Below are 22,799 nucleotides of genomic sequence, written 5' to 3' on the forward strand. Positions count from 1 at the left end.
CAGCGTGCAGGCCAGCCCCAGTCAGTCGAAGCCTGGACCACAGTTGGCCGAAGTAGCCGGTACCCGCACCGTCACTTTCCGATTTTCCGTCATCCGTTTTCCTTCTTCCCTTAGTCCAGCTGATCGTCTTCCACGCGGATGATATTACAGATCCGGGCCACGCAGCTCAGTTTGCTCAGCGCATCGGAAGCCTTGCGCAGGGCAAATTCGGATACTCCGTAGGTAATCACCACGATTTCCGCCAGATTGCCTAGGGCCCGCTTCTGCACAACCGTATTCAGGCTGACCTGATTGTCCCCGAAGGCCTTGGCGATGGTGGCCCAGACGCCGGGCTGATCTTCCACCAGCATCCGGATGTAACAGGGAGAGACGATTTCTTCCGGCGGCAGCATGGGTTTCTGTTCATAGCAGGTACATCCCACCCGGCCCGTACAGCCCTGCAGGATATTCCGCGTGCTTTCGATGATATCGCCGCACACCGCACTGGCAGTGGGCATCCGGCCGGCGCCCCGGCCGAAGAACATGGCTTCGCCCACAGGCTGGCCTTCCACGTACACAGCGTTGAATACATCATTGACCGTAGCCAGCGGATGATCTTTCCGCAGCATGGTAGGATGCACCCGGGCGCTGATGCCCTTGCCTTCCTTCTGCTTGGCGATGCCCAGCAGCTTGATCACGTAGCCCAGTTCGCTGGCGTATTCAATATCCCGAGAAGAAATCTTATCGATACCTTCTACGTACACATCCCCCAGTTCCACCCGGCTGTTGAAGGAAATGGATGCCAGGATGGCGATCTTCCGGGCGGCATCGAACCCACCCACATCGGCAGTGGGGTCACTTTCGGCATATCCCTTGTCCTGGGCTTCCTTCAGCACTTCCGCAAAATCCATATGGTCCTGGGTCATCTTGGTCAGCATGTAGTTGGTAGTACCGTTGATGATCCCCATGATCTTGGTAATCTTATTGGCAGCCAGGCTTTCCTTCAGGGGACGGATGATGGGGATGCCCCCGGCAACCGCCGCTTCAAACAGGAAATCCACATGGTTCTCCGCAGCCAGTTCGAACAGTTCCTTGCCATAGGAGGCCACCACATCCTTGTTGGCGGTGACCACGTTCTTGCCGGCCTTTAAGGCGGCTTCCATGTATTCCACAGCCGGATGTTCCCGGCCCATCAGTTCCACCACGATGTCGATGTCCGGATCATTGATGATGTCATCAATGTTGTTCGTGGTAACCAGTCTGGGATCCAGGGCCCGGACCTTTTCCGGATGACGGGCCAGCACCTTTTTGATGCAGATAGGGGTCCCCACTCGTTCCGTGATCAGATCCCGGTTCTGATTCAGGACCAGGATGACGCCGCCGCCTACCGTACCAGCTCCCAAGAGCCCGATGTTGATTTGTTTTCTTTTGTTCACCATACCCCTCATCCTCCTGGTGCATAAGGGCTGCCACAGGGGCAGCCCGATGATTTTTTATATAGTCACTTGTCTCTGGTTTCCAGTCTCTTAATCCACCTGCCCCAGCACATCCAGGCGTTTGACGCCGTCGATGAGCCGCAGCTTGTCCAGCAGCGCTTCCATGTCGATGCTCAGGTACTTGGTCTCCACCGCAATGGTGGTGTTGGCCACACCCTGCAGGGGTACGCCCTGGTTGATGGTGATCACGCTGCCCCCATCGGCCGCGATGTTGTTCAGCACACTGCTCAGCACGCCCGGTTTGTGTTCCAGCAGCAGGGAAATGGTGATGACCTTTTCCTTACTGGCATCGTAGAACGGGAACACGTAATCCTTATATTTATAGTAGGCACTCCGGCTCAGGCCCACTTTATTCACTGCCTCATTGACGGTCTTCATCTTGCCCCGTTTCAGGATTTCCTTGACCAGGATGGTCTTCTTGATGGCTTCCGGGAGGATTTCCTCTCTCACCAGATAAAACTCGGATTTTTTCTCGTTTTTGTTATCGTCTTTGTTGATTGCCATCTGTCCATCTATCCTTTCCATAAGAATTTTAATCCTCACTAGGTAGACATTATACCATAGACTTTCGAAATTTGCTACCTTTTTGTTACTCTTTCTTGGCACTCCTCTTCATCAGGGCCTGGATGGCATCCGTTACCTGTCTGTGCTCGAATAAGACTTCATACAGCTGTTCGATGATGGGCATCTCCACCTGATGGCTGCGGGCCAGTTCCCGTACCACCGGCGTGGCGTTGATCCCCTCGATGACCATCTTCGTCCCCCCGGTGATCTCCTCTAGGGTCTTCCCCCTGGCCAGTGCGTACCCGGCAGACCGGTTCCGGCTCAGAGGACTGGTACAGGTGGCGATCAAATCACCCACTCCCGCCAGGCCGAAGAAGGTAGCCCTGTGGGCCCCCAGCTTCACCCCCAGGCGTGTCAGCTCTGCCAGGCCCCGGGTAATGAGCCCGGCCTGGGCGTTCTCTCCGAAGCCCAGCCCGGAAAGCATACCGCCCACCAGTGCAATACAGTTCTTTACACAGCCGCACAGTTCCACTCCGATCAGATCGGTGGAGGTATACGGACGGAAATATCCGTTCATAAAGCACTTCTGCAGGAATCTGGCTTCCTTCATCTCTTTGCAGGCAATCACTGTAGCCGCCGGCTGTTTCTGGGCAATTTCCCGGGCCAGGTTGGGCCCGCTGAGGGCCGCAATGGCACGGGCACAGGGGAAGGTTTCCTCCAGGATGTCCGTCATCAGCTTGTGGGTAGAAAGATCAAAACCCTTGGTACAGGTGAGCAGCACCGTATCACGACAGTCGGTAAGCTCCGCCACCTGCCGGGCAATGGCTGCCATGCCCTTGCTGGGCACTACGAACACCAGGACGGCAGCACCGGTGGCCGCTTCGGCCAGGCTGCTGGTCACTGTAATGGCCGGGTTCAGCTTGAAATCGGGCAGATAATCCGCATTGCAGCGGGTCTTTTGGATGCGGGCAGCCTTTTCAGGGTTCCTGGCCCAGAGAAAAACACAGTGCCCGTTGTCTGCCAGGATCTGGGCCAGTACAGTACCCCAGCTTCCCGCTCCGATAACCGATAGTTTCATAATGGATTCGTCTCCTTTACATGGAAAAAGGGGTGTGAAAAAATTCTTTTTCACACCCCGTCACTCGTCTCCAGCCGCCAGGCACCAGTGACCCATGCCTGGTCCGTCAGCCTTTCTTCAGATGTCCCTGCCTGATCTTGCTTTCCGTCCCGTTCTTCAGCCGGATCATGTTCTGGTAATGACGGGCCACCACCATGATGGCACACAGCCCCACAAACACCACCAGACGCCAGTCGTACCCCAGGTACCAGGCGGACAGGGGTGCCGCAATGGCCGCCAGGATGGATCCCAGGGACACATACCGGGTGACGAACACGGTAGCCAGCCAGATGGTCAGGGCAAACACCGCCACCTCGGGCATGAAATACAGTAAAATGCCCAGGCCCGTGGCCACGCCCTTGCCTCCCCGGAACCTGCACATCCAGGAAAAGCTGTGGCCCACAATGGCAAATACGGCACACACCAGGAGCACCGTCAGATCACTGGAAACGAAATGGTTCACCAGGTACAGGGCCAGCACCCCTTTCAGCAGGTCTCCCAGCAGTACGAATGAAGCCATCCGGGCGCCCACCGTACGGAACACGTTGGTGGCCCCGATGTTATGGCTGCCGTAATCCCGGATGTCGATGCCGCACACCATTTTTACCAGCAGCAGGCCGCAGGAAACAGACCCCAGCAGATATCCGATGAGTGCACTCCATACATAGTCCATGATCGTTCCCCGTCCTTATGCCTCGTCCTCGTTTTTGCCCCGGACGATGATGTTGATGGGCGTGCCCTTGAACCCGAAGGCTTCCCGCAGTTGGTTTTCCAGATACCGCTGGTAGGAGAAGTGCATGATTTCCGGTTCGTTGCAGAAAATCACGAACGTGGGCGGCTTCACCTTCACCTGGGTGGTGTACAGGATCTTCAGCCGTTTGCCCTTTTCCATGGGCGGCTGGTTCATGGCCACGGCATCGATGACCACCTGGTTCAATACGCTGGTAGCAACCCGCATGGAGTTCGCTTCAGCGGCGTCCTTGATCATCTCCGGCAGCCGACTGATCCGCTGCTGGGTCAGGGCGGACACGTACACCACATTGGCGTAGGGCATGAAGATCAGTTCATTGCGGATCTTCTTGGTAAATTCTTCCGTACTCATCACGGTCTTGTTGGGATACAGATCCCACTTGTTCACCACGATCACGATGCCTTTGCCTGCTTCGTGGGCATAGCCGGCGATTTTCTTGTCCTGGTCCGTGATGCCTTCCACGGCGTTCAGCACCAGCAGCACCACATCGCTGCGGTCCACAGCCCGCAGGGTGCGGATGATGGAATATTTTTCGATGGGTTCATCGACCTTGCCTTTCCGGCGCATGCCAGCCGTATCGATGAACAGATAAGTCTGGCCGTCCTTTTCCACAGGTACGTCGATGGCGTCCCTGGTGGTACCGGCCACATCGCTGACGATGCTCCGGGTCTGGCCGATGATGTCATTGAAGATGGAAGATTTGCCCACGTTGGGCCGGCCGATGATGGCCACCTTGATCACATCTTCGTCATCATCGTCGTCTTCCCCTTCTTTGGGGAATTTCTCCACGATGGCATCCAGCAGGTCCCCTAAATTCAATTTATTGGAAGCGGAAATCAGGTAGGGTTCCCCGATCCCCAGATTATAGAATTCGTAGGCTTCGGCTTCCTGCTTGGGGGTATCCGCCTTGTTCACGGCCAGGATCACCGGCTTTTTGGACTGGCGTAGCAATTTGGCCACTTCCATATCGTCAGTGGTGATGCCCGTCCGGGCATCGCACACGAACAGGATCACATCCGCTTCCCGGATGGCGATTTCCGCCTGTTCCCGGATGGAAACGGCAATGGAATCCGTATTCTGCATCTCGATACCACCAGTATCCACCATGGTGAATTTCCGGTCCAGCCATTCAGCCTCGGCATAGAGACGGTCACGGGTCACGCCGGGCGTATCTTCCACAATGGAAATCCGGCTGTCGGCAAATATATTAAATAGTGTTGATTTGCCGACGTTGGGTCTGCCGACAATGGCAACTATGGGTTTGCTCATGGAATGTTCCTCTTTCGTTCTTCTTCATTTTTTCCCGTAGGAAAAAGAGTGCAGGGCCGCAGCCAGGTTTCCGGTTACATAGAACCGCACCTGCCGCAGCTGCCCCACCTCTGTACACCCGGTGAGGGTGTAGAAATCCTTCACGGCCTCCTGCAGCCGCCCGATCCAGTCGATGGTATAGCGGGTCCCCCGTTCCTGGACTAAACGGAGGATATTTCCGGCCATCCCCACTGCATTGGCGCCCAATACCTGGGCTTTGAATACATCGAGAGCGCTCCGGATTCCTCCGGAAGCGATGATACCCTGCTGCCAGCCCCAGGTCTCTGCCACTTCGCACAGGGACAAGGCGGACGGGATGCCCCACCGGGACAGTTCTCCGTTCCCTTCCGGGTAGCGGCAGGTTTCGATGGCCGGGAAGTTGGTGCCTCCGGCGCCGCCGGTATCCACAATGGTTACCCCGGCCTCCAGCAGCTTCTTTGCGTCTTCCCGTTCCATCCCGCAGCCGGTTTCTTTTACGATCACCGGCACGGTAAGGCTGCGGCAGATTTCACTGATCTGCTCCAGCCAGCAGGAAAAATCCCGATCCCCTTCTTCCATGGCCAGTTCCTGGGCACTGTTCAGATGGATCTGCAGTGCCTGGGCTTCCAGCATGTCCACAGCCCGCTGAGCTTCGTCCGGGGTGGCCAGCGCACTCACGTTGGCAAACAGCACCCCTTCTGGATCGGTCCTGCGGACAATGGTAAAGGTGTCTTCATGCAAGCCCCTGCGTACAGCCCCGTACTGGGACCCCACTGCCATGGCGCAGCCCGTTTCCCGGGCCACCACGGCCAGCTTTTCGTTGATGCGCTTCACCCCATCGGCCCCGCCCGTGATGGCGTTGATGATGATGGGCGAAGCAAGGGTCCCCACCCCGGGCAGGCTGGTGGAAAGATCCACTTTCCGCCGGTCCACCTGGGGAAGGCACCGATGCAGCACCTGCACATCAGAAAAGCCGGTGGCGCAAGGACCATCGTCAAGGTGCAGGGCATACTTGATATGATCGATTTTACGGCTCTCCCGGCTTTTCATGAGTTATGATCCTCTCTTACGAGATCTTGTCAGATCTTATTTACGGGCTTCAGCTTCTGCTTCTGCCAGTTTTTCGCCCAGATCCTGGGACAGAGCACCTTTTTTGCCCAGATATTGACGCATTTCAGCTTTTTCAGCGTCTTCCTTGGCTTTGGTGATGCTCAGAGCGATCTTCTTGTGTTCGGTATCTACACGCAGGACTTTGACTTTGACTTCCTGGCCGATTTCCAGAACATCTTCCGGTTTTTCAATGCGCTGTTCAGCGATTTCGGAGATGTGGATCATGCCTTCGTTTTTGTCGTTCAGTTTTACGATAGCGCCGAAGGGCAGGAACCGTACCACGTTACCGGTTACAACATCGCCGACTTTGAACTGTTTGGCAGCGGTCACCCAGGGATCTTCCTGCAGAGCCTTGATGGACAGGCTGATGCGGCCTTTTTCTTCATCCAGGCCTTTGATGTAGACGTTGACTTTGTCGCCGACTTTGTACAGATCAGCCGGTTTTACGCTGCGATCCCAGGACACTTCAGAGATGTGCACCAGGCCCTGTACCATGGGAGCGATTTCCACGAACATACCGAAGTCAACAATGCTCTTGATGGTGCCTTCGACGGTTTCGCCTTCATGGAAGGTCTGGAAAGCTTTTTCCAGGGCTTCATGGCGTTCTTCTTCCCGTTTGGCTCTTTCTTCCTTCCAAGCAGCGTTCTTGGCAGCCCGTTCTTCACGCAGAACGTTTCTGCGGGAGAATACCAGACGTTTCTTTTCCGGATTGATTTCCAGCAGAGAAACTTCCAGATCTTTGCCTTCATATTCTTTTACATCGTCCACATGCTTCAGATCCAGGTGAGAAGCGGGGACGAAACCGGTCAGTCCTTCGTAGGAAACGGTCAGGCCGCCTTTCACAGCCCGCAGGCCCTTTACGTGGACGGTCTTCTTGTCAGCCAGTTGTTCCGGCAGTTTCAGCCATGCCTGATCAGCTTCAGCCTTGGTCTTGCTCAGGACAACCAGACCATCCTGGTTTTCGCTGGCGATGACTTTCAGGGTAACCTTGTCGCCCGGTTTTACAGTAGGGGCAACGGTATCTTTGGTGCCACCCACAGTCCATTGATCGAATGCAACAGACCCTTCGCTCTGATAACCGAAGTCCACAACGACCTCGTCATCGGTTACTTCTACAACAGTGGCATCCACAATCATGCCAATGTGCAGTTTCATGCATTCCTGTTCGCCCAGCAAGCTTTCCATCGTTTCCATAGTTCCAATAGCCTCCTCAATAATTTCCTGCGGCGTCGATGCGCCAGCAGTGATGCCAATTTTATGTGCTCCGGCCAGCATTGGTCCAGTGATCTCGCTGGCGTCCTGCAAAAGATAGGAACGGGGATTGATTTCCCTGGCCAGTTCCCACAGGTGTCTGGTGTTCGCGCTGTTCTTGCCGCCAAACACAAAGAAAGCATCTGTTTTCCCAGCCAGCTGCCGTGCGGCAGCCTGTCGTTCTGCGGTGGCAGTGCAAATGGTTCGCACGACTTTATAGTCGCCCGGACGTTTCTCCTGAGCCATTCGAAGCAGAAGGTTAAACTTCTCAGCTTCAAAAGTCGTCTGACTGACTACCCCAAACTTATCTTTTTCAGGAAGAGATCCAAGATCATCGGGTGTTTCGATGACCACAGAATCACTGCCTGCCCAAGCCTTGATACTTTGCACCTCAGGATGACGCTTTTCCCCAATAATGATTACGAAACGGCCTTCCCTTGCCAGTTCAGCAGCCGTTTTCTGTGCTTTCCGCACATGAGGACAAGTGGCATCGATGATGTTCAGCCCCCGGCGCTCCGCCTCCTCATAAAGAGCGGGCCCCACGCCGTGGGAACGGAATATGACTATATCACCAGCCGCGAAATCAGCCAGCTTCTCCTTACATTGTACACCTTGTTGTCGCAGTTTCTCAACAACACGGGGATTATGAACCAATTCACCCAGAGTGGCAATACTATCATTATACCCTTTTGTTTGCAGTTCTGCAACGTGTATTGCTCTTTTTACGCCATAACAAAAGCCACAGGGGTCTGCCACATAGATTTTCATCAATATCTTCCCTTGTGAGCGTCCATAAGAGCCTGGATTTCTTTCATCAGCTCTTCACTCAGTTCCTCCACTTCCAGTTTTGTTCCCTTTTCATCTTCCAGTTCCATAGGCCTGCCGAAGACCACGGTAATCTTCGGCCAGAAGCTTTTGCGCCGCTTCAGGTCGCTGCCCAGAATGCAGGCAGGCACCACGGCCGCCCTGCCTTTGAGGGCAATGGCCAGGGCCCCGGGCTGGGCCTTCCCCAGTCTGCCGTCCCTGCTGCGGGTGCCTTCCGGGAAAATCCCCAGCACTTCCTTATGCTTCAGGATGGTCAGCGCCGTACGGATGGCGTGGGCGTCCCCTGCCCCCCGGTGGACCGGAAAGGCTCCCAGGCTCTTATACAGGGGCCCCAGGATGGGCACGAACAGTTCGCTCTTGGCCATGAAATGCACCGGACGGGAGGATGCGGTCCCCACCATGGGCGGATCCAGCAGGCTCACATGGTTGCAGGCAACGACCACAGGCCCCGTTTCTGGGATATTCTCCCGGCCGATCACTTTCAGCCGGTATACGATCCGGAACAGAATCGAAAAGATGAATTGTACGAACCGATACCACATTATAATACCTTCCCTGCCATCCGGGCAATCTGTTCTGTGACTTCATCGATGGAAAGTGCGGTGGAATCCAGATAATGGGCATCTTCCGCGCAGCGCAGCGGGGAGATTTCCCGGTTTTCATCCAGTGCATCCCGCTGGGCGATCCGTTTTTCCAGGTCAGCCAGGTCTACGGGCACGCCTTTTTCCTTCAGTTCCAGATACCGGCGTCTGGCCCGTTCTTCCACGGATGCCGTCAGGAATACCTTCAGCTGGGCCCTGGGGAACACCACGGTGCCGATATCCCGACCATCCATGACCACGCCGCCCCTTTCGCCGATTTTCCGCTGGGCCGCCACCATGGCGGTACGCACGCCTCCCACCGCAGCCACTTTGGAAACATTTTGTGAAACTTCCAGGCTGCGGATCTCGTCGGTCACTTCCCGGCCGTCTACGAACACCCGGTTCACTCCGTCCCTGTACTGGAACGCAATATCAATCCGATTGGCGATGCGGGTCACGGCCTCCTCACTGAAAGGCTGGCTGCTTTCCAGGAAGCACAGGGTCACGGTCCGGTACATGGCACCGGTGTCGATGTAGGCGTACCCCAGACGGGCCGCCACTTTCTTGGCGATGGTGCTTTTCCCGGCACCGGCGGGGCCATCGATGGCAATGATGATCTTTTTCACTTGGTTTCCTCTTTTCCCCACGCAGCGGCATGGCCGCCTGCCACGTAGCCCGACGAAAAGGCTGCCTGCAGGTTGTAGCCGCCGGTATATCCGTCCACATCCATCACTTCGCCGGCAAAATACAGGTTCGGGACCTTCCTGGAGGCAAAGGTGGAGGGATTGATTTCTTTGGTGCTCACCCCGCCGGCCGTGACAATGGCTTCGGCCAGGGGGCGTGTGCCCGTCAAAGGCACGGTGAAGCCCTTCAGGGTCTCCACCAGGCGCTGGCGTTCCTTCCGGGTGATCTGGTTCACTTCCTGCTCCGGTTTCAGGCACGCCGCATCGATGATCACCGGGATCAGGCTCTGTGGCAGCAGATCGTGGAGACCGCTTTTCAGCTGCTTCCGGCTGTATTTGGCGAAATCCCGCTGCACCCGGGCATCCAGCTGTTCCACACTGAGGGCGGGCTTCAGGTCGATGCTGAGATCCAGCAGGGCCTGCGGATTTTCCTGCCAGGCGGTGGAAGCCGCCCGGCTGAGCGTCAGGATGATGGGGCCACTGACCCCGAAATGGGTGAACAGCATTTCCCCGAATTCCCGGCCCAGTACTTTGTCCCCCTCAAGCAGGACAGCCCTCACGTTCCGCAGGCTGAGTCCCTGGAGGCTCCTGAGGCGGTCATCGTCTGTTTCCAGAGGCACCAGGGCCGGTCTGGGCGGCACGATGGTATGGCCGGCCTGACGGGCCAGATCGTAGCCGTCACCGGTGGACCCGGTGCGGGGATATGAGGCTCCGCCGGTAGTGACGATTACCGCATCCGCCGGATAGCGGACACCGTTTTCGTCGATAACGCCGGTGACTTTCCCGTCTTCCAGTTCCAGGCGCTTCACCCGTTTGTCCTTCAGGAGGCGTACATGGAGGTCCCGGAGGATCTTCTCCAGAGTTTTCACCACATCTGGGGCCTTGTCACTCTGCGGGAACACACGGCCGCCCCGCTCCACTTTCACCGGCAGACCGTTTTGCTCCAGCATGTCCATTATATCCCGATTGGTGAAAGAATGGAAAGCCCCAAACAGGAATTTTCCGTTGCCGGGGATCATGGAGATCATATCCCGCATGTCACAGGCGTTGGTGATATTACAGCGGCCCTTGCCGGTGATCATCAGCTTGCGTCCGGGCATGCTCATCTTCTCCAGCAGGGTGACCGCCGCCCCGCTCCGGGCGGCGGAGATGGCAGCCAGGAATCCGGCGGCCCCGGCCCCTACGACGATGACGTCACTCATGGCTTTCCATCCCCTTTTCCAGATCCGTCAGTTCCTCGGGCGTCAGATCCCGGTACTGGCCTTTCTTCATCCCTTCCAGGGTGAGACTGCCCACCTGGATCCGCTTCAGATGCTTCACCGGAAACCCGATGAAATCACACATGCGGCGCACCTGGCGGTTGCGGCCCTCGTGGATGGTGATGGTAAACCGGGTCAGGTGCTTCACCGTGTCCACATCCTTGATGTACACCAGGGCCGGAGCGGTAAGTCCGTCATCCAGCGGTACCCCCAGCCGCAGCAGATCCAGTTTCTCCTCCGGAACCCGGCCCCGGACCTCCACTGCATAGGTCTTGTTCACGTGATGGCTGGGGTGGGTCAGGTGCTGGGCCAGTTCCCCATCGTTGGTCATGAGCAGCAGGCCTTCCGTCTGGTAATCCAGCCGACCCACCGGAAACAGCCGTTCCGGCAGTTTCGCCACCAGGTCAGCCACAGTACGGCGTCCCTGGGGATCCTTCATGGTCGTGACCACGCCCCGGGGTTTGTACAGCAGGATGGTCCGTTTGGCCGTTTTCCGCCGCAGGGGAGTGCCGTCCACCGTAATGGCGTCTCCAGGTCCCACTCGGGTACCCAGTTCCGTGACGATCCTGCCATTCACCGCAACCCGTCCGGCGGTGATATATTTTTCACATTCCCGGCGTGAAGCCACGCCGCAGGCTGCCATAACCTTCTGCAGCCGTTCCTTTGCTTGTTCCATTCCGTTTACTCCTTAAAAAGCGGTTCCGGCTCTTCCGCCGTTCCATCCAATATCTCTTCCGGCAGCTGCGGCAGATCCTCCAACGAATTGAACCCGAAAGCCTGCAGGAATTCTTCCGTGGTACCGTATAAAATGGGCCGGCCGATCACTTCTTTCCGCCCCACTTCGCCCACCAGGTCCAGATCCACCAGGGTGCTGAGCACCCCGTCCACCTTCACGCCCCGGATGGCCTCCATCTCACTCTTGGTCACCGGCTGACGGAAGGCGATGATGGCCAGGGTCTCCATGGCCGCACCGGACAGCTTCACTTCCTGTTTCTCGTGGAGCCGCCGCACCAGTCCGGCCGCCTGTGTCTTGGTCACTAGCTGCCAGCCCCCGGCCACTTTCCGCAGCTCGATGCCCCGGTTTTCCATCTGGTACTCCCTCTGGAGCGCTTCCAGAAGATCCGCCACTTGGTCAGTGCTGCAGTACAGCGCCGCTGCAGCCCGTTCCAGGGTCAGAGGATCCCCGCTGGCAAACAGCAGGGCCTCCAGCTTAGCGGTTTTCGTCAGTTCCATACGGCACTTCCTCCTTCGCTATGAGATACATGGGGGCAAAAGGTACCTCCTGGATGAGCCCGATTTCCTTCAGCCGCAGCAGCTCCAACACCGCCAGGAACACACTGATGGTCTCGCTGTGGCTCTTGGGATTGTGGATCAGTTTCCGGAAGGCCAGAGGCTTCCTGCGCCCGGCCAATTTCTCCCGGATGTCTTCCATCTTCTCCTGCACCGGGAATTCCTGCCGGGAGATCACCGGCTCTTCTTCCGGCCGGGACGGCAGCAGACTGGCCAGTGCCCGCAGCAAATCCGCCAGGGCGTACCGTTTCACCTTCATATATTTCTTCGTCACCGGCAGGGGCTTTCTCGCCACCCGCAGGCTGGCCTCCTGCAGACACTCCCGCAGGGCTGCCGCCTGGTGCCTGGTCTTCTGGTATTCCACCAGCATATCCACCAGCATCTGCCGAGGGTCTGTTTCTTCCTCTTCGTCCTCTTCCGGGTCCCTGGGCAGCAGCATCCGACTCTTGATCTGCAGCAGAAGAGCCGCCATGAGCAGGAATTCACTGGCTACATCCAGGTCGTACTCCTGCATGGCGTTCAGATAGGCGATGTACTGTTCCGTCACCGAAACGATGGGGATATCATAGATGTCAATCCTGTCCTTTTCGATCAGGTGGATCAGAAGGTCCAGAGGGCCTTCGAAATCCGCCAGTTTGATTTCATACAATGGCTGCAGGCCCCCTTAGAAAAACAAGCCCAGGATGGCCTGACACAGTGCCAGATACAGCGTGGAAATCGGCGAGATCACCACATTCACGAGCCCCGTAAAACACAGTACGATCAGGATCAGGTTGCAGTAGGGTCCCACCAGCCGTTCGTAGGCCAGCGCCTTGTCCAGGGGCAGCACTGTGCGCAGTACATTGTACCCGTCCATGGGCGGGATGGGAATCAGATTGAAGAACGCAAACCACACATTGTACAGCATGAGCCAGTTCAGGAACAGGATCACACCCCGTCCCACATAGAAGTGCCGCACGAACAGGATCTGCAGGAACATGGCCAGAAACGCTACCAGAAGGTTGCTCCCCGGGCCTGCAAATGCCACCTTCAGCATCCCCGTGCGGGGATCCGTATAGTACCGGGGGTCGATGCGCACCGGCTTGGCCCAGCCGAAACCCACCAGGAGAAGCATCAGCGATCCGATCAGGTCCAGATGGGCCAGGGGATTCATGGTCAGGCGTCCATCCTCTTCCGGGGTGGGATCCCCCAAGCTGGACGACATGGCCCCATGGGCGTATTCATGGACCGTAATGGTAAACAGCAAAGCCGGGATCCGATAGATCACCGAAGCATCCAGATTCAGCATACAGAAAATCCTTCCTGTGAAAAATTTACTTGATTCTTTTCATGGTATCATAATACAGAAAAAGGGTCAAACGGCTTTTGCCGTCCGACCCCTTGGGTTCCTGTGACTTTTTTATGGATTATTTCTTGTGTTCCTTCAGCCCATCCCGCAGGTATTCATTCAGGATGCGGACATAGGTCCCCTTCATCCCCAGGGATTCGGTTTCCAGTACGCCGGCGCTTTCGAATTTCCGCAGGGCGTTGACAATGACACTCCGGGTAATACCGGCCTGATCGGCGATCTTGCTGGCTACCAGCAGGCCTTCATCGCCGGGCAGAGCTTTCAGGATCTCGGAGATGGCTTCCAGTTCACTGTAGCTCAGGTTACTGAAGGCAATCTGGACCATGGCCTTCTTGCGACTGGCTTCTTCGATGTGCATGGCCTTGTCATGCAGCAGCTGCATGCCGATAACGGTGGCAGCATATTCGCTGAGCAGCAGGTCGCTGTCCACGAATTCCTTCTTGAATTTGCCCAGGATCAGAGTACCCAGACGCACGCCGTTCCCGAAAATGGGGACAACCGTAGTATATTTGCTTTCAAACAGGCATTTGGTGCCTTCGCTGAAGGCGCACATGTTCTTCACCAGACGATAGTTGGAAGAAGTTTCCCGGATGCCTTCCAGCCATTTCACGTATTCAGCAGGGAAACGGCCTACATCCAGCACCTTCTTGATCATCAGTTCACATTCGAAACCGTCCAGGATGGAATATCCCAGCAGTTCCCCGTCCTCGGCGACGATGTAGATGTTCGCCTTGATGACGTCTTTCAGAACTTCCGCCATTTTCTTATAGCTGACGGTTTCAGTGTTCTGCAGCAGTTTGTTGATTGCTCTCGTTTTTTCCAGTAAAGCTAACATGGTAAGTCCCTCCTAGGCCCTTGGATGATGTTTCTCATAGACCGCAGTCAGCCGCTCTGCAGTCACGTGAGTATAAATTTGCGTTGTGGAAAGGCTGGCGTGCCCCAGCAGTTCCTGTACCGCCCGCAGGTCAGCCCCGTGCTCCAGCAGATGGGTTGCAAAAGTATGCCGGATGGTGTGGGGACTGATGTGCTTCTGCAGGGCGGCCATTTCCACATATTTGTCCAGGATTCTCCGTACGCTTCTTGCTGTCAGCGGAGTTCCCCGGCTGTTGATGAAAACATAGGCATGAGACGGCACATGATACTTTTCCATGAGTACCCGGCGGCTCTCCCCCAGATAGGCTTCCATGGCTTTCACGCAGGGGTGCCCCAGAGGTACCAGCCGTTCTTTGTGGCCTTTCCCCAGGAGCACCGCATACCGGTCGCCCAAATCCAAGTGGGTCAATGTAAGTCCCACCAGTTCCGAAACACGACACCCTGTAGAGTAGAGGAATTCCAGGATTGCCCGATCCCGCCGCCCCAGGGCCGTTGTAAGATCCGGCATCCGCAACAGCAGATCGATTTCGAATTCTTCCAAAAACACAGGGAGTTTCTTTTCCAGTTTGGGGGTCCGTACCTTCAGGAAGGGATTCGAGCCAATATAGCCCTCCCGCCTGAGGAAACGGTAGAACGAACGCAGAGCGGACACCCTCCGGGCAATGGTCCGGCGGGCAAGGCCCTCGTCGTGGAGTTTTGCCAGGTAGGCACGGATATCCAAAATCCGGACCTGCCCCCACTCTACCCTGGACATCCGGGTTTCCAGAAATTCATGGAAACGGAGCAGATCATCCCGATAATTCACAACGGTCAGGGGCGAGCAGTCTTTTTCTACCTCTAAATAGGCAAAAAATGCTTCTGCCTCCCTATCCCGCAGAGGGCGTGGTGTCAGATCCTTCTTTCTTTCCATAGCCTGCCTCAAATTGTAGGAATTTTATTGAATTCTCGACAATTTATACTACCATATTCAGACTAATCATGCAAGTTCTTTTTTACATTTTCCAAAAACTTTAAACTTCTCTGGGCAATGGCAGCATTCTTTTCTTTTTTGCCACGGATCTTCGGACCATCCCAGGGAGCGATCAGCCCGAAGTTGATATTCATAGGCTGGAAATGCTTCACCTCCGGGTTGCTGATGTAATGGCTCAAAGCGCCCATGGCCGTCTCTCTGGGGAATACCACCGGGGGCTTGCCCGCCAGTGCCCGGGCTGCATAGATGCCCACGGCCAGGCCGGAAGCCGCACTTTCCACGTATCCCTCCACCCCGGTCATCTGGCCGGCGAAGTAGAAATGCGGGTTGGTGCGCAGGGCATAATCGGCGTTCAGCAGCAGGGGGCTGTTCAGGTAGGAATTCTTGTGCATCACCCCATAACGGACGAACTCGGCGTTCTCCAGGCCCGGGATCATCCGGAACACCCGGCGCTGCTCCGGCCATTTCAGGTGGGTCTGGAACCCCACGATGTTGTACAGGGTACCGGCCCCGTTGTCCTGGCGCAGCTGCACCACGGCATAGGGATCCTCCCCGGTGCGGGGGTCGGGCAGGCCCACAGGCTTCAGGGGCCCGAACCGCATGGTATCCTCGCCCCGCAGGGCCATTTCCTCGATGGGCATGCAGGCCTCGAATACATTGTGTTCGAAATCCTTCACAGGCGCTGTTTCCGCATGGCACAGTTCATTCCAGAAACGCAGGTACTCCTCTTTATTGAAGGGACAGTTGTAATAGGCCGCTTCCCCCTTGTCGTAGCGGGAAGCCTTGTACACCTTATCCTGGTCCAGAGAATCCACAGTGACGATGGGCGCCGCCGCATCGAAGAAGTGGAAGTAATCCTTCTGTACCAGGCGCTGGATGGCTTCCGACAGAGCACCGCTGGTAAGGGGACCGCTGGCGGTGATGACGTAGTCCTCGAGAGCAAACCGGCTGTAATCGGTCACTTCCTCCTCCACCAGGGTCACCAGAGGATTCTCTCTGACGGCGTTCGTAACACCCTGGGCGAACCCCTCCCGGTCTACGGCCAGGGCACCGCCGGCAGGTACCTGGTGGGCATCTGCTTCCCGGATGATCAGGGAATCCAGACGCCGCATTTCTTCCTTCAGGAGCCCCACGGCGTTTTCAATGTTGTTGGCACGCAGGGAATTGCTGCATACCAGCTCGCTGAACAGGGCTGTATGGTGGGCCGGGTCGCTTTTGCCCGGCCGCATTTCGTGGAGCACCACAGGGATGCCCCGCCGGGTCAGCTGCCAGGCCGCTTCGCAGCCCGCCAGCCCGGCACCGATGATATGGATGGTCATGGATCTTTCCCTTTCTATTTCTTTTTCAGACTGGCATTGGGACACTTCTCGTTGCTGCAGTGGAGTACCGTCTTCCCGTTGCGTTCCCGGTGTTCCAGCATCATGCTGCCGCACTGGGGGCACTTTTCGTTGGTGGGCTTATCCCAGCTGACGAACCGGCAGGTGGGGTAATTGCTGCATCCGTAGAACAGCCGCCCGGTCTTGCTGTGCCGCTCGATCAGATCGCCGCCGCACTGGGGGCACTGCACCCCGATCTTCACCAGGATGGGCTTCGTGTTCCGGCATTCCGGGAATCCGGGACAGGCCAGGAACCGTCCGTGCCGCCCTTCCTTGATGACCATGAACCGGCCGCACTTCTCGCATTTGATATCCGTAACCTCATCCTTGTGTTCCACCACCGGGATTTCCGCATCTGCCACTTTCAGAGCTTTCTCGAAGGGCACGTAGAACTCCCTCAGCACCGTTTCCTTGTCGGTCTTGTGCTCACTGATGGCATCCAGCTCACTTTCCATGTGGGCGCTGAAGGGTACATCGATGAAGCTGGTGAAATAATGGGTCAGCATGTCGATGGTCTGGTTCCCCAGCGGCGTAGGCATCAGTTTCTTCCCTTCCTTGGCCACGTAGCCCCGGGCCAGGATGGTCTGGATGATGGGCGAATAGGTACTGGGCCTGCCGATGCCTTTTTCTTCCAGTTCCTTTACCAGCGTAGCTTCCGTAAAATACGCCGGCGGTTCCGTGAAATGCTGCACGGCCGGGTTTACCTTGATGAGGTTCAGTGCCGTTCCCTTCTCCAGAGCCGGTACTTTCTTGTCCTTTTCCTCGTCCTTCCGGTCCGCCAGTTTCAGGAACCCGTCGAACTTCACCACGGAGCCCGTGGCTTTCAGTTCATAGTGATCGCCCTGGATGGTCAGAGTGGTCAGGGTGCTGACGCTGCTGGCCATCTGGCTGGCTACGGTGCGCTTCCAGATCAGGGTGTACAGCCGCAGCTGGTCCCGGTCCAGGTACTTGCTCATCTCTTCCGGCGTCCGGGTGACGCTGGTAGGACGGATGGCCTCGTGGGCCTCCTGGGCGTTCTTCCGGCTGCTGTACACATTGGGTTTCTTGGGCAGATAGCTTTCCCCGTAGTTCTCCCCTACATAGTCCCGGATTTCCGCCACTGCCGCCGAAGCCAGATGCACCGAGTCGGTACGCATGTAGGTGATCAGCCCCACAGAGCCCTTCCGGCCCAGGGTGACACCTTCATACAGCTGCTGGGCCAGCATCATGACCTTCTTGGTGGAGAAATTCAGTTTCTTGTTGGCTTCCTGCTGCAGGCTGGAAGTGGTAAAGGGCGCTGCCGGTTTCCGCAGCCGGTCCCGTACGCTGCAGTCCGTCACCTGATACCTGGTCTTTTTCAGCTCTTCCGTCACCTGATCCGCTTCCTTTTTGTTGTGGATGGCCAGCTTTTTGCCGTCCTTCCTGGTGACTTCCGCCGTAATCTTGGGTGTCTTGCCCGGAGCCAGGGTCACGGAACTGGTCCAGTATTCCTCGGGCACGAAATCATCGATGGCCTTCTGCCGGTCACAGATGATTTTCACAGCCACACTCTGGACACGGCCGGCGCTGAGTCCCTTCCGTATTTTCCGCCACAAAAGAGGACTCAGCTGGTACCCTACGATCCTGTCCAGGATCCGCCGGGTCTGCTGGGCATCCACCATGTCCATATCGATGGCATGAGGTTCCTTCAAGGCTCCCTTGATGGCCGTCTGGGTGATTTCATGGAAAGAAATCCGGCAGGGAGATGCAGGATCCACACCAAGGATATAGCTCAGGTGCCAGGAGATGGCTTCCCCTTCACGGTCCGGGTCCGTTGCCAGATAGATTTTGTCGGCCTTCTTGGCCAGGGTCTTCAGTTCTTTGATCAGCGGGCCTTTGCCCCGGATATTAATGTATTTGGGTGTGAAATCATGCTCCACGTCCACCCCGAACTGGCTCTTGGGCAGGTCACGCAAATGGCCCATGGAGGCACGGACGGTAAATGTCTTGCCCAGGAACTTCTCGATGGTTTTGGCTTTGGTAGGGGATTCCACGATGACCAGTTTGTTTGTCACGATTTTTCCTCCTAAGTGTTATACGGCAATATAGCGGTTCCGACTGGTGCGCTGGATGCGGCCTGCAAGCTCCAGTTCCATGAGGAGCATGCTCAGCTGGTCCAGGGGCCAGGGGAAGGTATCGGCCAGGGTATCCAGGGTCTGGCCCGGCTGCTTTTTCAGCCAGTCGATCAGCTCTTTGGCCCGGGGCCTTTCTTCAGGCTTCAGCTCCGGGAACAGATCCAGCTGCCTGGGTTTGGCTCCGGCTTTAGCGCCTGCCTCCCGGCCCTGCAGGAAATCAAGTACATCCCGTGGTGCGTCAGCCAGACGGGCTCCTTGTTTGATGAGCCCGTTGGTACCCTGGCTGGTGGCCGAGGTAATGGGCCCGGGTACGGCGAACAGCTCCCTGTTCTCGTCCAAGGCCGTGCGGGCCGTGTTCAAGGCACCGCTGCGGGTTCCCGCCTCTACGACCAGGATGGCTTTGGAAAGGCCCACGATGATCCGGTTCCGCTGCAGGAACTGGGGTGCCAAGGGCGGTTCCCAGGGAGCGAACTCAGTGACCAGGGCGCCTTTTTCGCAGATCCGGTCAAACAGGTGCAGGTGACGGGATGGATACAGTTTCCCCAGCCCGCCGCCCAGCACTGCCACCGTAACACCCCCGGCCTCGGCCGCTGCTTTATGGGCGGCTCCGTCGATGCCATAGGCACCTCCGCTGTAGACGGGAATGCCTTCCAGGGCAGCTGCCCGGCTGAACTGGGCGGCTGCTCCCAGACCGTAGTCCGTAGCTTTGCGGCTGCCCACGATGGCGAGGCCCTGTCCGCTGTCCGGCAGACGTCCTTTCACATACAGGATTGCCGGAGGCAGGGACAGCTGCCGCAGCAGTTCCGGATAACCGGCGCTCTGGCAGGTAAGGAGCTCCACCGGATGGGTCTGCACATAATCATACACCCGTTCGGGAAGAGAGTTCCAGCGCTGCCCGCCCCAGGATTTTTCCAGGAAGGGAGTCAGTAAGCCCCGGGAAGCCACTTCCTTCCGGGACGCCTTATAGGCCCTTTCGTAGGAACCAAAGGCCGCAAAGAACCGGGGCACCCACTGGGCGGCTCCATACCCCAAAAGATCAGCCAGTGCTGCACAATAGATTTCTTCCATAACAATGTCACATCCCTTGGCACTTCTGTTTCTCATCTGTGATTGCATATATTTATGTAGGAACCTACAAACGTTTATTAGTATACATGGTAACTGTCTGAAAAATCAAGAGGGGTAGAAATCCCCTTGCACCCTGTCCCAATGTATTGTATGATAATGCCAATAAACAATAATCGTTCTGTATTACCGATTGTTCGCTATTTTCTTCATAAGGAGGAACCTGCCATGCCTGCTTCTTTGAATTCCACCCCTTCCAGTGAACGTATCCACATTGGCCTGTTTGGCTGTCGCAACGCTGGCAAATCGTCCCTGATCAACGCCATCACCGGCCAGGAACTGGCCATCGTGTCCGACTATAAAGGCACCACTACCGACCCGGTCTCCAAAGCCATGGAAATTCTGCCGCTGGGTCCCGTACTTCTCACCGATACCCCGGGTATGGATGACGACAGTGACCTGGGCCAGAGCCGCATCGAAAAGGCCCGTCTGGTACTGCGCAGTACCGACATCGCGGTTCTTGTGGTGGATGCCCGGGCCGAGCTTTCTCCCTTCGATGAGAAACTCCTGGATGAAATCCGGGACCGGAAGATTCCCTACCTGGTGGTATTCAGCAAGGGCGACCTTGTCCCCGGCTTCGTACCGCCACAGGACGTTACAGACCATGCCATAGTGGTCAGCGCTGCCAAAGGCACCCGCATCCGGGAGCTGAAGGAACGCCTCAGCAAAGTGCTGGGCAAGGACGGACAGAAGCCCATCTTGAACGATCTGCTCCAGCCCGGAGATCTGGTGGTACTGGTGGTCCCCTGTGACGAAAGCGCCCCCAAAGGCCGGCTGATCCTGCCCCAGCAGCAGGTAATCCGGGAACTGCTGGACTTCCACCACAAAGCCATCGTGGTGCAGCCCCAGGAACTACCAGGCATCATTGACCTTTTGGGGACGAAGATCAGTCTGGTGGTCACCGACAGCCGGGCCTTCCACATGGTGAACCAGATGGTGCCGCCCGAAATCCGGCTCACCAGTTTTTCCATTTTATTTGCCCGGTATAAGGGCCAGCTGGAGTCTTTCCTGAAAGGGGCTGCCGAGCTGAAAAAGCTGCAGGACGGAGACAAGGTTCTGATTTCTGAAGGATGCACCCATCACCGGCAATGCAATGACATCGGTACCGTGAAGCTGCCCGGCTGGATCCGGAAATTCTCCGGGGCACAGCCGGAATTCAGCACCAGCAGCGGCAAAGGATTTCCCGATGACCTGACCCCTTTCAGGCTGGTAGTCCACTGCGGTGGCTGTATGCTGAACGCCCGGGAAGTAGCCTACCGCCAGCAGGCCGCCCGTGACCAGCATGTGCCCATGACCAACTATGGCATCGCCATCGCCTATATGAACGGCATCTTGCCAAGGGTCTTGGCGCCGTTCCCGGATTTTGCAGAGAAACTGAAATAAGAAAAACGAGTGCCGCAAAAATGGCACTCGTTTTTGTCACTAGTCATTGATCTCTGGTCACCAGCAGAAGGTAAAAAAATTGTCTTCTGCATTTTTTTAAAAGAACTTGCCGACCAGATCCAGTACCTTCCCGACATTCTGCAGCTGATCCTGGTATTTCGCCAGCTGCTGGGGATCCACCTGGCCGTTGGCGGCCGCCTGGCCCAGCTCGTTCAGTTTGGCGATGATCTCATCCTGGTGTTCCACCAGAAGGCTCACCACCTTGCCCACCACCGGCGTGTTCAATGCCTTCTGGAGCGCTTCACGCTGCTCCAGCAGCGTGTTGGCACTGCTGCCTGGGACCTGTACTGCCGGAGGCAGCGTACTCCCCTTCTGGCTGGTCTTCCGACCCGTACTCCGGGACTTTTGGCTGCTCTGGCTGTCATCACCGGTATCCGTACTGTCGATGGCCTCATCGACCTTGTCTTTGATCACATCCACCACCGGAGCCAGCGGCGTATCATCCAGCGTACTGGCAGCCCTGTCCACCACCGTCCTGGCGATGCCCCTGGCCCCAGACGCTGTAGTGGGATCCACCTTTTTGCCGTTCTTGGCCAGAATCTTGGCGTAGTAGGCCTTCAGATTGGTGATTTCCACCAGCTGCCAGTCGCCCTTTTCATTTTTGCTCATGTGCAGCACAAGCTGGTCCGTGCCTACAGAGGGGTTTTCCAGCTGCAGGTTCACCAGGGCATCCTGGCCGTAGTTGGCCGCCGGCTTGATATCCTTCACCTTCAGGGCCGTCCAGTCCACCAGCAGAGCCTTGTCCGGCTCTGCTTTCTTGTAAGAATCCGTCCAGTCGCCGGTGAGCACTCCGTTATGGATCAGCTCTTCCGTGTGCTTTTCGTATTCCGTCTCGTCATCCTCTGTGTATTCCGAGATGGTCCCGGCCTCCCACTGGGCCTGGCGTACATCCTTGTAGCCCTTCTTGACCACTTTAGGCAGATCCGTATGTTCCTGGAACGTCAGGATGTCGTGCTTGTTCACGCTCTGCTGGATCAGCTTCACCGCATACTGGGGCGTGCGGGTGTAATACAGCTCATACCAGCCCAGTGCTCCGGCCAGCAGGGCGGCCACGATGCCCCCGATGATCAGGCGTTTCTTCTTTTTCTTTTTGCGCTGGAGCTCCGCCTTTTCAGCTTCTTCCCGTTTCTTCTGCTCACGGCTCATATGGGGCATATTCGGCATGCCGAAATTGGGCATCCCGGGGCGCCAGCCGTTCCCTCCCCGGCCGTCGTCGGGCTGCTGACCGTAAGGGTCCTGTCCCTGGCCCGGCTGCTGGCCGCAGGGAGCTTGTCCATAGGACGGCTGCCCCGGCTGGCCGTTGCCGTAAGGGTCCTGACCAGGCTGACCGCCATAAGGTCCCTGGGCGCCGCCATAGGGCTGACCCTGGCCATTGTAATAAGGATTGTTGTTCCCGACCTGCCAGGACGGGTTCTGATTGGATTCCATGGGTATTGCA

General features: G+C 56.9%; 21 protein-coding genes. 1 reads left to right on the forward strand and 20 read right to left on the reverse strand.

Annotated elements, in window-relative coordinates:
• Positions 1-110: 110 nt before the first annotated feature.
• The 19 genes from ACR0QW_RS05250 to dprA all read right to left on the reverse strand — a co-directional run bounded on the left by ACR0QW_RS05250 (position 111) and on the right by dprA (position 19,861).
• Positions 111-1,418 (reverse strand): homoserine dehydrogenase, encoded by a 1,308-nt coding sequence (locus ACR0QW_RS05250; protein ID WP_432642661.1) that lies wholly within the window; start codon positions 1,416-1,418, stop codon positions 111-113.
• Positions 1,419-1,505: 87 nt separating this feature from the next.
• Positions 1,506-1,979, reverse strand: coding sequence for an ACT domain-containing protein (locus ACR0QW_RS05255; RefSeq protein WP_432642662.1), 474 nt, complete (start codon positions 1,977-1,979; stop codon positions 1,506-1,508).
• Between the two features lie 85 nt (positions 1,980-2,064).
• Positions 2,065-3,057 (reverse strand): NAD(P)H-dependent glycerol-3-phosphate dehydrogenase, encoded by a 993-nt coding sequence (locus ACR0QW_RS05260; RefSeq protein WP_432642663.1) that lies wholly within the window; start codon positions 3,055-3,057, stop codon positions 2,065-2,067.
• A 106-nt stretch (positions 3,058-3,163) separates the two neighbouring features.
• Positions 3,164-3,769 (reverse strand): glycerol-3-phosphate 1-O-acyltransferase PlsY, encoded by a 606-nt coding sequence (gene plsY / locus ACR0QW_RS05265; protein WP_432642664.1) that lies wholly within the window; start codon positions 3,767-3,769, stop codon positions 3,164-3,166.
• 15 nt (positions 3,770-3,784) lie between these two features.
• Entirely contained in the window at positions 3,785-5,116 is a 1,332-nt protein-coding gene (gene der / locus ACR0QW_RS05270) for a ribosome biogenesis GTPase Der (RefSeq protein WP_432642665.1), read from the reverse strand.
• Positions 5,117-5,140: 24 nt separating this feature from the next.
• Positions 5,141-6,184: a type 2 isopentenyl-diphosphate Delta-isomerase gene (gene fni, locus ACR0QW_RS05275; protein ID WP_432642666.1), complete on the reverse strand. Its 1,044-nt coding sequence runs from the start codon at positions 6,182-6,184 to the stop codon at positions 5,141-5,143.
• A 36-nt stretch (positions 6,185-6,220) separates the two neighbouring features.
• The gene (locus tag ACR0QW_RS05280; protein ID WP_432642667.1) at positions 6,221-8,263 is read right to left on the reverse strand and encodes a bifunctional 4-hydroxy-3-methylbut-2-enyl diphosphate reductase/30S ribosomal protein S1; all 2,043 of its coding nucleotides are present in this window, start codon (positions 8,261-8,263) and stop codon (positions 6,221-6,223) included.
• Positions 8,263-8,862, reverse strand: a complete 600-nt coding sequence (locus tag ACR0QW_RS05285; RefSeq protein ID WP_432642668.1) for a lysophospholipid acyltransferase family protein — start codon at positions 8,860-8,862, stop codon at positions 8,263-8,265. Before ACR0QW_RS05285 ends, ACR0QW_RS05280 begins: the two co-directional genes overlap by 1 nt.
• Positions 8,862-9,527: a (d)CMP kinase gene (gene cmk / locus ACR0QW_RS05290; RefSeq protein WP_432642669.1), complete on the reverse strand. Its 666-nt coding sequence runs from the start codon at positions 9,525-9,527 to the stop codon at positions 8,862-8,864. The genes ACR0QW_RS05285 and cmk overlap by 1 nt, the downstream gene beginning before the upstream one ends.
• On the reverse strand, positions 9,524-10,786 hold the full coding sequence (locus ACR0QW_RS05295; protein WP_432642670.1) for an NAD(P)/FAD-dependent oxidoreductase: 1,263 nt from the start codon (positions 10,784-10,786) through the stop codon (positions 9,524-9,526). Before ACR0QW_RS05295 ends, cmk begins: the two co-directional genes overlap by 4 nt.
• Positions 10,779-11,519 carry a pseudouridine synthase gene (locus ACR0QW_RS05300; protein ID WP_432642671.1) on the reverse strand — a complete coding sequence of 247 codons (741 nt, stop codon included), beginning with the start codon at positions 11,517-11,519 and terminating at the stop codon, positions 10,779-10,781. Before ACR0QW_RS05300 ends, ACR0QW_RS05295 begins: the two co-directional genes overlap by 8 nt.
• A gap of 5 nt (positions 11,520-11,524) precedes the next feature.
• Entirely contained in the window at positions 11,525-12,076 is a 552-nt protein-coding gene (gene scpB / locus ACR0QW_RS05305; protein WP_432642672.1) for an SMC-Scp complex subunit ScpB, read from the reverse strand.
• The gene (locus ACR0QW_RS05310) at positions 12,054-12,782 is read right to left on the reverse strand and encodes a segregation and condensation protein A (protein WP_432642673.1); all 729 of its coding nucleotides are present in this window, start codon (positions 12,780-12,782) and stop codon (positions 12,054-12,056) included. Before ACR0QW_RS05310 ends, scpB begins: the two co-directional genes overlap by 23 nt.
• A 15-nt stretch (positions 12,783-12,797) precedes the next feature.
• Positions 12,798-13,421 (reverse strand): site-2 protease family protein, encoded by a 624-nt coding sequence (locus tag ACR0QW_RS05315; protein WP_432642674.1) that lies wholly within the window; start codon positions 13,419-13,421, stop codon positions 12,798-12,800.
• A gap of 118 nt (positions 13,422-13,539) precedes the next feature.
• Positions 13,540-14,316, reverse strand: a complete 777-nt coding sequence (gene codY / locus ACR0QW_RS05320) for a GTP-sensing pleiotropic transcriptional regulator CodY (RefSeq protein WP_432642675.1) — start codon at positions 14,314-14,316, stop codon at positions 13,540-13,542.
• 12 nt (positions 14,317-14,328) lie between these two features.
• Positions 14,329-15,264 carry a tyrosine recombinase XerC gene (xerC, locus tag ACR0QW_RS05325; protein WP_432642676.1) on the reverse strand — a complete coding sequence of 312 codons (936 nt, stop codon included), beginning with the start codon at positions 15,262-15,264 and terminating at the stop codon, positions 14,329-14,331.
• Positions 15,265-15,326: 62 nt separating this feature from the next.
• On the reverse strand, positions 15,327-16,643 hold the full coding sequence (gene trmFO, locus ACR0QW_RS05330; protein WP_432642677.1) for a methylenetetrahydrofolate--tRNA-(uracil(54)-C(5))-methyltransferase (FADH(2)-oxidizing) TrmFO: 1,317 nt from the start codon (positions 16,641-16,643) through the stop codon (positions 15,327-15,329).
• 14 nt (positions 16,644-16,657) lie between these two features.
• On the reverse strand, positions 16,658-18,733 hold the full coding sequence (gene topA / locus ACR0QW_RS05335; RefSeq protein WP_432642678.1) for a type I DNA topoisomerase: 2,076 nt from the start codon (positions 18,731-18,733) through the stop codon (positions 16,658-16,660).
• Positions 18,734-18,751: 18 nt separating this feature from the next.
• Positions 18,752-19,861: a DNA-processing protein DprA gene (dprA, locus tag ACR0QW_RS05340; RefSeq protein WP_432642679.1), complete on the reverse strand. Its 1,110-nt coding sequence runs from the start codon at positions 19,859-19,861 to the stop codon at positions 18,752-18,754.
• Positions 19,862-20,086: 225 nt separating this feature from the next.
• Between dprA and hydF the strand changes: the two genes are divergently transcribed.
• Positions 20,087-21,301, forward strand: a complete 1,215-nt coding sequence (gene hydF, locus ACR0QW_RS05345) for a [FeFe] hydrogenase H-cluster maturation GTPase HydF (protein WP_432642680.1) — start codon at positions 20,087-20,089, stop codon at positions 21,299-21,301.
• Between the two features lie 96 nt (positions 21,302-21,397).
• Here hydF and ACR0QW_RS05350 read toward each other — a convergent pair whose 3' ends face one another.
• On the reverse strand, positions 21,398-22,789 hold the full coding sequence (locus ACR0QW_RS05350; protein WP_432642681.1) for a hypothetical protein: 1,392 nt from the start codon (positions 22,787-22,789) through the stop codon (positions 21,398-21,400).
• Positions 22,790-22,799 lie beyond the last annotated feature (10 nt).

The sequence above is a fragment of the Acidaminococcus sp. genome (genome assembly GCF_050873445.1).
Taxonomy (GTDB): Bacteria; Bacillota; Negativicutes; order Acidaminococcales; family Acidaminococcaceae; genus Acidaminococcus.

Coding starts and splice junctions, on each gene's coding strand:
- xerC (WP_432642676.1), bottom strand. CDS start 15,264: ATGGAAAGAAAGAAGGATCTGACACCACGCCCTCTGCGGGATAGGGAG.
- codY (WP_432642675.1), bottom strand. CDS start 14,316: ATGTTAGCTTTACTGGAAAAAACGAGAGCAATCAACAAACTGCTGCAG.
- ACR0QW_RS05350 (WP_432642681.1), bottom strand. CDS start 22,789: ATGGAATCCAATCAGAACCCGTCCTGGCAGGTCGGGAACAACAATCCT.
- ACR0QW_RS05255 (WP_432642662.1), bottom strand. CDS start 1,979: ATGGCAATCAACAAAGACGATAACAAAAACGAGAAAAAATCCGAGTTT.
- trmFO (WP_432642677.1), bottom strand. CDS start 16,643: ATGACCATCCATATCATCGGTGCCGGGCTGGCGGGCTGCGAAGCGGCC.
- ACR0QW_RS05280 (WP_432642667.1), bottom strand. CDS start 8,263: ATGAAAATCTATGTGGCAGACCCCTGTGGCTTTTGTTATGGCGTAAAA.
- der (WP_432642665.1), bottom strand. CDS start 5,116: ATGAGCAAACCCATAGTTGCCATTGTCGGCAGACCCAACGTCGGCAAA.
- ACR0QW_RS05300 (WP_432642671.1), bottom strand. CDS start 11,519: ATGGAACAAGCAAAGGAACGGCTGCAGAAGGTTATGGCAGCCTGCGGC.
- ACR0QW_RS05285 (WP_432642668.1), bottom strand. CDS start 8,862: ATGTGGTATCGGTTCGTACAATTCATCTTTTCGATTCTGTTCCGGATC.
- hydF (WP_432642680.1), top strand. CDS start 20,087: ATGCCTGCTTCTTTGAATTCCACCCCTTCCAGTGAACGTATCCACATT.
- ACR0QW_RS05315 (WP_432642674.1), bottom strand. CDS start 13,421: ATGCTGAATCTGGATGCTTCGGTGATCTATCGGATCCCGGCTTTGCTG.
- ACR0QW_RS05295 (WP_432642670.1), bottom strand. CDS start 10,786: ATGAGTGACGTCATCGTCGTAGGGGCCGGGGCCGCCGGATTCCTGGCT.
- ACR0QW_RS05260 (WP_432642663.1), bottom strand. CDS start 3,057: ATGAAACTATCGGTTATCGGAGCGGGAAGCTGGGGTACTGTACTGGCC.
- scpB (WP_432642672.1), bottom strand. CDS start 12,076: ATGGAACTGACGAAAACCGCTAAGCTGGAGGCCCTGCTGTTTGCCAGC.
- dprA (WP_432642679.1), bottom strand. CDS start 19,861: ATGGAAGAAATCTATTGTGCAGCACTGGCTGATCTTTTGGGGTATGGA.
- ACR0QW_RS05250 (WP_432642661.1), bottom strand. CDS start 1,418: ATGGTGAACAAAAGAAAACAAATCAACATCGGGCTCTTGGGAGCTGGT.
- fni (WP_432642666.1), bottom strand. CDS start 6,184: ATGAAAAGCCGGGAGAGCCGTAAAATCGATCATATCAAGTATGCCCTG.
- plsY (WP_432642664.1), bottom strand. CDS start 3,769: ATGGACTATGTATGGAGTGCACTCATCGGATATCTGCTGGGGTCTGTT.